Origin of the sequence: Clostridium punense (genome assembly GCF_017874425.1) — a bacterium.
In the GTDB taxonomy this organism is placed as follows: domain Bacteria; phylum Bacillota; class Clostridia; order Clostridiales; family Clostridiaceae; genus Clostridium_J; species Clostridium_J punense.
Genome location: NZ_JAGGLL010000002.1, coordinates 188,762 through 200,958 on the forward strand (window position 1 = coordinate 188,762; position 12,197 = coordinate 200,958).

At 32.7% G+C, this 12,197-nt stretch carries 10 protein-coding genes; 1 reads left to right on the forward strand and 9 read right to left on the reverse strand.

Annotation, left to right across the window (positions count from 1 at the left end):
- Positions 1 to 726 precede the first annotated feature (726 nt).
- Complete coding sequence (locus J2Z44_RS02020; RefSeq protein ID WP_021285057.1) at positions 727 to 1,167, forward strand: hypothetical protein; 441 nt, start codon at positions 727 to 729, stop codon at positions 1,165 to 1,167.
- 186 nt (positions 1,168 to 1,353) lie between these two features.
- Here J2Z44_RS02020 and J2Z44_RS02025 read toward each other — a convergent pair whose 3' ends face one another.
- The 9 genes from J2Z44_RS02025 to J2Z44_RS02065 all read right to left on the reverse strand — a co-directional run bounded on the left by J2Z44_RS02025 (position 1,354) and on the right by J2Z44_RS02065 (position 11,864).
- Entirely contained in the window at positions 1,354 to 3,375 is a 2,022-nt protein-coding gene (locus J2Z44_RS02025) for a carbohydrate-binding domain-containing protein (protein ID WP_209649303.1), read from the reverse strand.
- Between the two features lie 201 nt (positions 3,376 to 3,576).
- Positions 3,577 to 4,452 carry a methionyl aminopeptidase gene (locus tag J2Z44_RS02030; protein WP_031271883.1) on the reverse strand — a complete coding sequence of 292 codons (876 nt, stop codon included), beginning with the start codon at positions 4,450 to 4,452 and terminating at the stop codon, positions 3,577 to 3,579.
- Positions 4,453 to 4,480: 28 nt separating this feature from the next.
- The gene (locus J2Z44_RS02035; protein ID WP_021285054.1) at positions 4,481 to 4,867 is read right to left on the reverse strand and encodes a helix-turn-helix domain-containing protein; all 387 of its coding nucleotides are present in this window, start codon (positions 4,865 to 4,867) and stop codon (positions 4,481 to 4,483) included.
- A 286-nt stretch (positions 4,868 to 5,153) separates the two neighbouring features.
- Positions 5,154 to 6,953 carry an ASKHA domain-containing protein gene (locus tag J2Z44_RS02040; RefSeq protein ID WP_031271881.1) on the reverse strand — a complete coding sequence of 600 codons (1,800 nt, stop codon included), beginning with the start codon at positions 6,951 to 6,953 and terminating at the stop codon, positions 5,154 to 5,156.
- Positions 6,954 to 7,152: 199 nt separating this feature from the next.
- The gene (locus tag J2Z44_RS02045; RefSeq protein WP_021285052.1) at positions 7,153 to 8,166 is read right to left on the reverse strand and encodes a methylcobamide:CoM methyltransferase MtbA; all 1,014 of its coding nucleotides are present in this window, start codon (positions 8,164 to 8,166) and stop codon (positions 7,153 to 7,155) included.
- A gap of 81 nt (positions 8,167 to 8,247) precedes the next feature.
- A complete protein-coding gene (locus J2Z44_RS02050) occupies positions 8,248 to 8,904 on the reverse strand; it encodes a corrinoid protein (protein WP_021285051.1) in 657 nt (218 codons plus the stop codon).
- A gap of 49 nt (positions 8,905 to 8,953) precedes the next feature.
- Positions 8,954 to 10,024 (reverse strand): uroporphyrinogen decarboxylase family protein, encoded by a 1,071-nt coding sequence (locus J2Z44_RS02055; RefSeq protein WP_021285050.1) that lies wholly within the window; start codon positions 10,022 to 10,024, stop codon positions 8,954 to 8,956.
- Between the two features lie 41 nt (positions 10,025 to 10,065).
- Positions 10,066 to 10,935, reverse strand: coding sequence for a uroporphyrinogen decarboxylase family protein (locus tag J2Z44_RS02060; RefSeq protein WP_209649304.1), 870 nt, complete (start codon positions 10,933 to 10,935; stop codon positions 10,066 to 10,068).
- Entirely contained in the window at positions 10,923 to 11,864 is a 942-nt protein-coding gene (locus J2Z44_RS02065; RefSeq protein WP_021285047.1) for a GTP-binding protein, read from the reverse strand. The genes J2Z44_RS02060 and J2Z44_RS02065 overlap by 13 nt, the downstream gene beginning before the upstream one ends.
- Between the last annotated feature and the right edge of the window lie 333 nt (positions 11,865 to 12,197).

A 12,197-nucleotide genomic window follows, 5' to 3' on the forward strand; every position in this document is an offset into this window, starting at 1 on the left:
TTAATTAAGTTTACATCTATAAAATTAATTTTAGATGATTAGCAATTTAACGTTTTACCTTAACCAGCTCCTTTGTATTTAACTGTAAATACCAACTATTAATTGCTGCCTTGATAAAAAATACATTTCTTATCTATCATTTTAGAAAAAATGCTTTTACTAAGTATAAAGTCCTCTAATAATATTCATGTCTTGAATACTGCAATTTTTCGAGTAATATATTAGCTTTTAAAACAGGGTGCCCTCTTTAAAAGGAGACACCCTGTTGCTTTTGACATTATTTAACTAACTTATTACATAATACTGAAAACTATAAGGATATTCAAGAAATTTAGTAAGGTTTGAAATCTCCTTGCCCTAAATAGCAATATTAGTATCATCTCAAGCACTTTATATAGTAGTTCATTTCAACTTGGTATTTATATGGTATGTTCCTTATTTACATTATACAGATGAGTATTTTACATTCAAATAAATATTTATCGCAAATTCTACCATTGAGTAAGAGCATTTTAAACTTATTTTTTCGATTCGCGATTTTTCGACATTGTGAAAACAATTACTTACCAATTTATATATATATTATTAATTTGTAATTAGTTCTTTTAAAATATAAGGAAAATAATAATATATTACAAAAGCTGCTGAAGTTGTGCCAAAAATTAAAAAAACTTATAATAGAGTTGTGATAAAGTTCTCACAACCACTTATAAGGAGTTGATTATTATGGAAAACAATCAAAAACCAAAACTCGGCGGGGGAATAATGACAATATCTATTATTCAATTAATCGTTAATGCATTTGTTATTTTGGGACTCATACCTTTAATTTTTGCAAGAGATATGATGATAGGACAATTTAAAACAATAGGCGCAGATATTCCTATGCCTACCACTAGTGAAAGTATTATAAGTTTAGTACTAACTTTATTATTAGTTATTGGAATCATCCTAATTTTATGTAAAAAAGCTGCAGGAGTATATATTTACTTCACTGTTGTAGTTATTAATCTTATTTATCCAATTGTTATGAATGGTTTTAAGCTAGCTTCACTTACTGGCTTAATACTTCCAGTATTAATGGCTATATTTATCTATTTAAAGAGAGAAATTTTTGGCTTTGGAGTTAATGCTGCCTCTACGAACCCACCATCAGATATGCAATAATCTATAAGATAATATTTTATATATTCCCCAAATATGAGTTATTGCAAAAGTGACATTTATTAATAACGTAATTAGGCCATGGATAGCAGAATTATCTCTTATTATCCATGGCTTTAATACTATTATAAAAGAGTATCTGCTAAAGCATACCATACACATTGGCAGATACTTATGTTTTTACTATATCTATGGCCTTGTTTTTCCGCCTCCATGACCACCAGTTTTAGCAGTAGTTACTCCTGACTCATTAAGCCAAGTTACGCTATTTGTAATTTTAAAACTTACTATCTTAGTCCCTTCTTTGTGATCATTACCTGTGTAAATTCCATTAGTTGAGTTTCCTACTAAACTTCCTCCAGAATAAACAGTATAATCTCCATCTTTCTTAATTTCTGGTGAAGAAATAACCACAGTTCCATAATCTTTTTCAGGAGTAAAGGCTGCTATAGTATTTTCCTTACTGTCTTTTAAAGCTATTGATGTTCCTGCCTTTTGAGTACTAGAGAAACTTATAGCTATGGAATATTGAGTTGAAGAATCTGATGGCGCTTGAGCCATACCAGAGCTTCCTGCTGATACTATAATTCCACCCTTCATTATAAACTCTCCATCATAATCCAGAGCGCCGTTATTGTTTTCTGTTGGCCCATTAACTACAACAGTACCACCATTCATATAAATAGAACCATTAGAATCTAAACCGTCTCCAGAGGCGCTAACCCAAATATACCCTCCATTTATATTTAATTTATTATTTCCAGAGGTGCTCAAATTGTTTTGCCCAGGACGACCATTTACCGCGGATCCATCAGCCCCTCCTCCAACGTTAATACTATCATCACTTGATACAACACGAGTTTCTCCTCCATCAAAGGTTATAAGAGCACTTTCTATGCCTTCATAGCTTTTTTCTATATTTATCTTTCCATCTCTTATTGTTACTGTTGAATCACCATGAATACCATCATCTCCAGCATTTATGATAAGTTCTCCTGAATTTATATTAACACTATTATTTGAGTGTATTGAGTCATCTTTTGAATCTATGTTAAAGATTCCTCCACTTATAGAAATGTCTGATTTTGCTTTAATGCCCTTAGCACTGTCTGTTTCACTACTTGCAGTAGTTGTTGTGCCTTCATTATTACTGTTTGGAACAGTAGTATTACTTGGTGGTGTTTGAGCATTTTGTGTATTTGATGAGTTTGGTTTACTCTCTCCAGTAGTTTTTTGTGGTGGATTTCCTCCTAGTCCTTTTCCTCCTGGCCCCTCTATTTTAGCCTTTGAGGGAGCATTAGCACTACCACCACCAGTTACAATAGTGTATTTACCACCTTCTATAAGCATAGAAGTCTCCGCTTGAATTCCATCCTTAGTAGCCTTTATATCAAAGCTTCCCCCTTGAAGCCCTATAAATCCTTTTAACTCTTCAGAATCATTTGTAGCTTTTAATCCATCACCACCAGCTTCAATTTTAATATTTCCTTCTTTAACTATAAGCATATCCCTTCCCATTAAGCCATCATCTTTTGCATAAACACTTATATTACCTCCAGTAATCTTTAAGTCATCTTTACTAGTAATTCCATTGTTGTAATTTCCTTTAACAGTCAAGGCTCCATTTCCATTTATAGTAAGATTAGCTTTACTATAAATTGCAGCATTAGGTTCTTCGGAAGAATCCTCAAGAGCATATTTTTCACCATCTACTACAGTATTTTGAGTTCCTCCTTGAAGGGATATAATTACTTTCTCTGCACTCTTCACATATAAGGGTGAATTATTTGAGGAATTAATTTCTGCTCCATTTAACACTATTTTAACTGTACCCTTATCTTTTAAATCTACAATTATCTGTCCATCCTCTAACTTACCGCTTATGGCATATACTCCAGCACTAGTTATGGTAACTTTACTTCCATCTACCATAGCCCCTGAGCCTTTTACATTTGCACTACTTCCATTTAATTCTACATAAACTGGATTTTCCTTTGTCCAATCGGTGTAGTAATCGTCGTTATCATAAGTAATCATATCTCTAGTAACTACAAAACTATTTTGATTACTATTAGTTGTTTTAGTATTTTCAGAAGTCCCATTTCCAGTTTCCACATTAATTGGTGCTGAAGCCTTATTTCCGCAGCCAGCTAAAATCACCGTTCCTAAAAGTAATGCCATTATTCTTGCTTTTAATTTCCTTCTATTCATATTATTCTTCTCCTTTATATTCAACTTTGTATTATTCTAAAGGTTATTTTTATTTATTTTCTTGTCATGCTTTTATTTTACAAAGTGAGCCTTAAAGGAACCTTAAAGGATTGTAAATATAAAAAAAACTACTGCCCTGATGGAGCAATAGCTTTAAATTGTATAGTTTCTAGCCACTTAACCTTGACTTATAACACTGATTTAATTGGCTAATATTTCATATCCATTAGATGTAACTAGAACCATAACTTCAATTTGTGCTGATGGTTTTCCATCTGCAGTATATATGGTCCAATTGTTTGCTTTATCAAGAAATACCTCATCTGTACCCATATTTATCATTGGTTCAATAGTAAATACTAATCCCGGTACCATTAACATTCCTGTATTTTTTTCAGAAACATAACTAATCCAAGGATCTTCATGAAATTCCAATCCAATTCCATGTCCACCAATATCTCTTACAACAGAGTATCCATTTTTTATGGCATGTTTATGAATAGCATATCCCATATTTCCAAGGAGTCCACCTGGTCTTACTTCTTCTAATCCCAACTTTACACACTCTTTTACTACTTCAATTAACTTTGTCTTTTCTTTATCTACCCTTCCTATACAAAACATTCTTGAAGAATCAGAATAATATCCATTATAAATTGTTGAAACATCAACATTGACAATATCTCCTTCATGTAATATTACGTCCTTTGAAGGAATTCCATGACATACCTGATTATTTATTGATGTGCATACACTCTTAGGAAAACCTTCATATCCCAGCTGAGCTGGAATTGCATTTAGCTTTCTTGTTATATAGTAAATTAACTCATTAATATCTTCTGTAGATATGCCTGGCTTTATATACTCTGCAACATAATCTAGAATAGTAGTATTAATTTTGCCACTTTCCCTGATTCCAAAAATCTGTTCATCTGTTTTTATTAATTCTCTTCCCGGAACAACATATCCTTGTAATTGATATGAATTAATCATTTCATCAATACTATTATGACATTTTTTATATTTCTTCTTACTTCCGCACCAACATAAATCATTTCTACCTAAGTTATTCAATATTTTTATCCCCTTCAATCAACAATTATTTTTAAGATGTAGAAATTTTGTCCTTGAAAACCTGAAACTTGTTGGGCCTAGTATATAGTTTAATCGTACCTTGTTGTTTTCTATATTGATTTGGTGTGCACCCATAAGTATTAACAAAGGCTCTAGTAAAAGCTTCCTGAGATGAGAACCCATACTTCAATGCAATGTCCAAAAATCTTAGTGTCGTAGTCTTTATTTCAACAGCTGCAAGGCTTAATCTACGTTTTGCTATATATTGCTTAAAGGAAATTCCAACAATCTCATGAAATTTAGCTGAACAATAGTATGGAGAATATCCTACATAGCTAGACATTTCACTAAGTGTCACATCTCTTGTTATATTATTTTCAATCCAGTCAACCATATTTTCTATAGTCTTTATTGACATTTATGTTCACTCCCTTTCTAAGCTATTATATCATCCTATTTAAATAAAAACTTGATATAACTTGCGATGTTTATACTTTTACAAGTTAAATAAAACTATGTTTAATAGCTAACAATTTTAAGAATTTGATTAACCTGATATTATTTTTAAGTATTAAACTCTAAAATAAAATTCTTCATTATCATAGCATGCTTATTTAAAAGGGTTGAAGCTTTAGCCATATAAGGCTAAGTCTTCAACCCTTTCATTTATTTTAAAAATCGAAATTAAAATAGAAATTTTAGTGTCAGTTTTTATCGCCAAATATAAGACACTGAGAAAATAATTTTTCATACCCTTCTGAAGCCCCAAGTTCCATATAATCCATTTTGCCTGCTAAGGTTTCCATCTCTTGCCTAGCCTTAAGAGACATAAGAGCCATGTATGCTCCTGTTTTAGAAGAGTTTCCTACATAAACAAGTTTATCTCTTACCGCTTCAGGTAAAATACCTGTCCCTACAAGACTGTCTGCTGGTAAGTGAGCGCCAAATTGCCCAGCTATCATTACCTTATAAAGCTCGTTCATTTCAATGCCAGCTTGTTTTAACAGGGCATGAAAACCTGATAAGATAGCACCTTTAGCCAATTGTACTTGTCTAATATCCCCCTGAGTTATTAACAGTTGTTTTGGAGTAGCTCTTAAAACAAATTCTCTCTTTTTCCCGTTTAATTGAATCAAATCATAGCGATAATCTGACTCCTCAAGGTTTTCCTTTTTTATAAAGGCTCCATCCTTCTTAACAATTCCTGTTCTAAGTAGCTCTTTCACTACCGCAAGGATACCACTTCCACATATTCCTACAGGTTCTTCCTCTCCTATAACCTTAAGTTCTATGCCCTTTTCTGTGATTACCACATCTTCAATAGCACCCTCTGCTGCTCTCATGCCTGAGCTTATGTTCATTCCTTCTAGGGCAGGTCCTGCTGCACAGGAACAGGAAAGTAACTTCCCCCCCTTAGATAAAACTATCTCTCCATTGGTTCCAATATCTATAAATAGTACATTTTCCTTGGCTTTATGCAATTCACAAACATAAGCACCAGCAACTATATCTGCTCCAATATAAGAAGAAACAGAAGGAAGGCAGTATACTCTTGCACCCTTAGCAGCCTTTATGCCAAGGTCCTTTGCTAATATATTTTTTGCTTTTACAAATATAGGGGCATAGGGAGACTTTCCAATGGGTGTTGCATCAATACCTAAAAGAAAGTGCATCATGGTACAGTTTGCAGCAATAGTGATTTCGTAAATATTCTCTTTATTCACTTTTGCTTCACTACATACTTCTTTGATTAGTTCATTAATACCCTCAACAATAGTTCTCTGCAACTCTTCTATAGACCCTTCTGGATTTTCTAATTCATAGGTTATTCTAGTTAAAACATCTAAGCCAAACTTTTTTTGGGGATTAATTGAGGAAGCTGTAGCTATTTCCTCACCACTACTCATATCAATCAAAGCTGCTACCACTGTTGTAGTTCCAATGTCAATGGCAACACCATAAAGATGTGCAGTAGTATCTCCTGCTTCAAGAGCAATTAACTCATCTTCATTAAATATCCCAGTTGCAATTCCATAGCTACCTTCACATTCCCTTAATATCTGCCAATTAACTTTCTTATTGCCAAGAACCTGACATAAAGAATCCTCAAATGAAATTTGATTATCTAAAGTGGGTTTTTCTATTTCAAGCACTTTCTTAGAAATTGCTGGTTTAAACTGGAAGTCAGGCATGTAACCTGTAGTAAGTATTTTATGTTTTCTTTCCTTTTGTAGAAGCTCTATTGTAATATCTTCTTCTGGTACTACCAAACAAGCCAACCTTATACCTGCTTCTATTTCATCTTTTTTTAGTAGCTTTACTTCTGTTGGTGTAAGTTCTGGAAGCTTTCCCTCCAGCAGTCTAACCTTACATTTTCCACAGGAACCTTTACCATTACAGGGATTATCCACAAAAATGTCATCATCTAATAACAGCTGTAACAAGTTTTCTTTTGAACTGTACTCAAAACTCGTACCTAGTTGTTTAATAAAAATCTTAGGCATTAATTCTACCATCTCCTTTTTAATAACAAACAAGCTCATATACTTTAACATCTTTAGAAGCTATTTATACTCTAACCTAAGTATGTTGGTAACCAAAACTCTTGGCAAAAAACTACTTATTAACCAAGGATTTTGGTTAGGTTATAGTAATTGCTCTCAGCTATCAACTTCTTATTGAAGCTCTACAACCTTTATTCTTCTAAACTATTACTAAAGCGTCAAGCATTGCCTTAACATTTTTAAGAGGGGATTTCATCCCAAGACCACAGGCAGGAGATATTATATTAACTCCGTCTTTGACACATTTTTGAGTTAACTCCGAAACTTTTTTAGGTTCCCCAAATTCAATTGCATAGGTACTTACATTACCCATTAGCAATCTATCTCCAAGATTTTTTCTTGCTTCACTTATACTCACAATAGAGTCAAAGCTTAGCACATCACTTTTGATTTTATTCACTTCTTTATATACACTCTTCATTTGTCCACATATGTGTACAATAGTTTTTATATTTTCCTCTTGTATACTCTCTACAAGTTTATTAAGATATTTTACTGCAAATTCATCAAAAAACTTTGGCCCTAAAATTTCACCTGTTCCACTAGGATCAGAAATAGCAATTATGTCTGCTCCTGCTTCTATTTGCTTTTTTGCAAATAAAATTAATTGGTCTGTTACATAGTCAAGATATTTATGAGCTTCTTCATTATTTTTTCTAAGTTCTTTATAAAATACTACTGGTTCCATCACTGAACTAGCAGTACTTATTGGCCCTGTTAAATTTCCTATGATAGGAACCTCATTGTTTTTTGATTTTAATAATTTAATTGCATCAATTACTACTTTACCTCTTCCTTCTTCAAAACTAATTTTAGGAAGCTTTGTCCATTCTTTTACAGAAGCTATTGCATACTCCACCACATGAGGTTCATATATGTTTGTCCCCATATTCACTGATGCTCCGAACTCTTCTGCCTCAATAGTCATACAAAAAGGAACTCCATAATTTTCAAAGCATCCCTTTTCATATACTGCAGTAGCTAAATCAGCCATAATTTTAGGATTGCTGTGAGCTTTTGAAAAATCTATTCCAAGTTCCTCGATTACTTCAGTTGTAACCATATTCATCATGCCTCCAGGACAAATACAAGGCAATCTATCAATTTGTTCTCTGTTAAAAACCTTATTTAATCGTTCTCTTGGCGATATCATAATACATCCTTCTTTCTAAGCTATATTAAGCTGTGCTTCTCTTTCATCATAGTTCAACACTAAGTTTCAACCTGCAACCTTTTAAGCTATATTCAGTAACCTTTTTGCTAATTTTACAGCTTCTACTGCATTGGATGAATATCCATCTGCACCTATAGTATCTGCAAATTTTTGTGAAATTGGTCCACCACCTATAATCACTTTAACTTGTTCTCTAATTCCTGCTTCCTTTAATAATTCAATAACCTTACCCATTCCTGCCATAGTTGTTGTCATTAAGGTTGACATGCACACAAGAGAAGCATCAACTTCTTTAGCTTTCTCTACAAAACTTTGAAGTGAAACGTCCCTTCCTAAATCAATCATCTCAAATCCAGCAGTTTCTAGCATAATCTTTACTAGATTTTTCCCAATATCATGGGTATCTCCTTCTACAACCCCAATTACTGCTTTAGGTTTGCTGCTTCCTTCTTCTTCTTTAGGAAGGTGTGGTCTTAATATTGATAGCCCTTCATACATTGCATCTGAGCATAGTAATACATCCGTTACAAAATACTCCTCATCTTCATATAATTGACTTGCACGATTCATACCATCTACAAGGCCCTCCATAATACCATCAAAGGCTGGATACTTTGCTTCTACAAATTCCTCACAAGCTTCTATTACCTGTTCTTCTTCCATTTCTACTACACCATCTGATAATCTTTTTAATAACTGTTCTTTTGATGTTGTCATTACTTACCCTCCATTTATCAAATAATTTTTAAGTTCATATTTTACATTTTTACATGAAATTTTTAGGATCTACTGGCCATTTTCCATATTTTCTAGCTGAAGCCATGAATTGATCAATATTCTCTAAAGGAACACTTCCTGAAAGGTCGCAGCCAGATGCTAAAATATAGCCACACGGACTGTCATAAGCCTTTTGTATGCATGTTTTTACTGCAGAGTCCACTTCTTCAGTACTTCCTAAGATTAGAACTTCCACGGGATCTACATTTCCAAGAATGGGAACTTTATCTCCAACCACTTGTTTTGTATAAGCTAAATCAACTCTATTATCTATACTTAACATATCGCAGCCTGATTTCACCATATCACCTACTATTGATGTGGTATCTCCGCAAATATGATAGCAAACCATACCTTTTGCCTCATGAATATCCTTCATTAAATCTATAGTGTAAGGTAGTACAAATTCCAAATACTGTTTTCTATTTAGAATTGTTCCTGATGCTATTGGATCACAAAGTAATATCAGAGCTCCACGTTTTATAAACTCTCTATATATGGGCTTTAATGCTTCTGTGCAAAACTTAACTAACTCATGTACCTTCTCTGGGTTCTTTCTAGTTGCTCTTAAAAGATTCTCTGTTTTATAAATACTTGCAGCTGCAGTAAAAGGGCCCGATATTAAAACTCCTGTTGGAACTTCTTTTCCTAACTTATCAATTAATATTTCTGTTGCCTCAATATGTAACTGAAAGGCCTTATCATTTTTCAGCTCTAGCTTCGACTTATCAAGCTTATCTATATCATTCAAATCCTCTAAAACATATTCCATAATTGCAGGTACATCATTCTCTGGGTTATTCATCTTACTCCCCAGTGCCATACCTACTCCATGTAACCCATATTCAACAACTAATAAATCATTTCCAAATCTTTCATAACAAGCCATTTGTGCTTTAGCTTCATTTAAAGCACTACTTCTTTTCTCTTTATGGGTCATTCCTAATGCTAGTCCAGACATAGAGCAAGCTACAGGCATTGCCATTATCCTATCCATAGGTTTTCCTGTCATAAAGGCATTTAACCTTTCAATCGGAGTCATTTTATCATCCTTATGCATATACAACCATCTCCTTTTCTTTCTAAAATTTATTATTTTATTTAAAGCAATTCGAGAGCTTTAATATTTCCCTCTTTTAACTTAAAATCTTTATTTTTCATGCATGTTTGCCCAATAAATTTTGCTAAGCCAATAGCCTTAATGCAGCCTTCCTCATAATTTGTAGGTGCTCCTATAGAAACATCCTTCCACATAGCTTTATCTGTTCCTAGTAGTGCAAAAGTAGTTTTGGGACAAAGTACTATTACCATTTCTTTATCTATGATTTTATCCATTCTCTTAAACAAAGGATAAGTAAACATTTCTACTACTTGTTCTGCAAATTTTGGCCCAAGTATATTTAAACCTCCTGAGGAATCAGCATAGCTAATGATATTTACTCCTGATTTTTTCGCTTCTTCTATAAATCTAATTATTTCATTCTGAAATTTATCAAAGACTTCTCTAATTAACTCTGGATTTTTCCTGAAGGTTTTAAATACAGCTGTTGGTTCAATTAAAACATTCATAATTGTAAAGGGTCCTGAAACATTTAAGACTACATTTTCCCCTTGTTCTCTTAATGACTTACAAGCCTTCAAAACTTCAGATATCCTCCCTTTTGAGAAATCAATTTTGGGTAATGCTAACAATTCTTCTGTAGTTGTACAAATATATTCCTTAGCTCTTGGCCCTATATTCTCATCCCCAAGATTAACTTTTCCTCCAAGTGCTTCTCCTTCTACAGTATGACAAAATGGCAGTTCGCAAAGGTTGGACTTATAGTAATTTTTAAGTTCTTTGGCAAGTGACACCATACTATCCCACTTTACATAAGCATCTGGAAACTTTAAACCAGTTTTCTCAATTACCTCTTTACTAATTCCCTGTTCATTGCCATATGTACATTTATAATCAATTATTTTGCCCATGGTGCTACCCCCAATTTACTAACAAATTTTCTTAATATTTTAGTCTTCTGTAGATTAGTTCCAATTACAGTCACTTTTGTTGTTTTCACAGCATTTAAGTACTCCCAATGATAATGGTGCGGAGTATAATCAAAGTAAACTAACTCTTTTGTAGATAGCTGAATAATTCCTTTTGCCCTTACAATAAAACCAAATTCCTTTTGATTAAAAAAATTAGGCATTGTAGCTATTTCTTCTTTTGTAAAAGCTTTTAGCTTGTCTACGCAGAAAGTTTGAAATCTCTTGTTAGCTGCTATAAAATCAGGCCTATCCCTTAACTGAATTTCATAAGCTTCCATGCTGTTTATTATTTCAATAATTTCCTCCCCTGATAAGGAAATCCATGGCTCTTTAAAAATAGTTGCCCTAGAATTTACTAAGCTTATTTCTTCAATAATATCTTCAATTTCGCTATCCATCCTATTTTCAAAATGACTTAAGAAAATCATCTGAGCATTTTGGATTTGATCTAAGTAAAAACTACCAAAATTCTCACAATAATCTCTAAAGGCACTTACATCTACAATAGTAATTACATTCTTAATCTTTATATCTAAGCCAGAGTTTGAAGAAACTTTATTACAAATCTTTAGTACATCTGATAAACTACTTACCCCAGAAGGTTCAATAAATATGTTATCTGGTATATACTCTAAAGCTAACTCTTCCAAGGCTTTTTTAAAATTTTCTGTCACCGTACAACAAATACATCCTGAATAAATCTCTTTAATCTGAAGGCTATGATTTATTAAATCTCCATCAATGCCAATATTTCCAAATTCATTTTCAATTAAAGAATTTTTCCCTTGCATAACTGGAATTAGCTTATTCAAAAATGTTGTCTTTCCACAGCCTAAAAAACCTGAAATGATATTTATATATACACTCATTAAGACCCTCCCTACTGAGTTTGTTTCACATTATATATGTAAGAAATATATCTAACTTTGATGATTTTATAATTTAAAACAGAGCACATAATTACTCCTATTGTATTCCTTCATTTTATGTCAGTCTAATATTAATTTAAGATAGATAAAGTTTAGCAATTACATTTATCTATAATAGAATATATGATTTATGCAGTAATAGTTTTTTGTAATCACTTCAAATGCTGATAAGTTATCTCACCCCCTGTTCCCTAGTCATTAAACTTAATAAAACTATGATAAAAACAAAAGGGATTATTTAGTAATGCTTATTTACGCATTACTAAATAATCC

Excerpts from the sequence above, each read along its gene's own strand:
- J2Z44_RS02020 (WP_021285057.1), top strand. The coding sequence starts at position 727 with ATGGAAAACAATCAAAAACCAAAACTCGGCGGGGGAATAATGACAATA.
- J2Z44_RS02025 (WP_209649303.1), bottom strand. The coding sequence starts at position 3,375 with ATGAATAGAAGGAAATTAAAAGCAAGAATAATGGCATTACTTTTAGGA.
- J2Z44_RS02035 (WP_021285054.1), bottom strand. The coding sequence starts at position 4,867 with ATGTCAATAAAGACTATAGAAAATATGGTTGACTGGATTGAAAATAAT.
- J2Z44_RS02040 (WP_031271881.1), bottom strand. The coding sequence starts at position 6,953 with ATGCCTAAGATTTTTATTAAACAACTAGGTACGAGTTTTGAGTACAGT.
- J2Z44_RS02045 (WP_021285052.1), bottom strand. The coding sequence starts at position 8,166 with ATGATATCGCCAAGAGAACGATTAAATAAGGTTTTTAACAGAGAACAA.
- J2Z44_RS02050 (WP_021285051.1), bottom strand. The coding sequence starts at position 8,904 with ATGACAACATCAAAAGAACAGTTATTAAAAAGATTATCAGATGGTGTA.
- J2Z44_RS02055 (WP_021285050.1), bottom strand. The coding sequence starts at position 10,024 with ATGCATAAGGATGATAAAATGACTCCGATTGAAAGGTTAAATGCCTTT.
- J2Z44_RS02060 (WP_209649304.1), bottom strand. The coding sequence starts at position 10,935 with ATGGGCAAAATAATTGATTATAAATGTACATATGGCAATGAACAGGGA.
- J2Z44_RS02065 (WP_021285047.1), bottom strand. The coding sequence starts at position 11,864 with ATGAGTGTATATATAAATATCATTTCAGGTTTTTTAGGCTGTGGAAAG.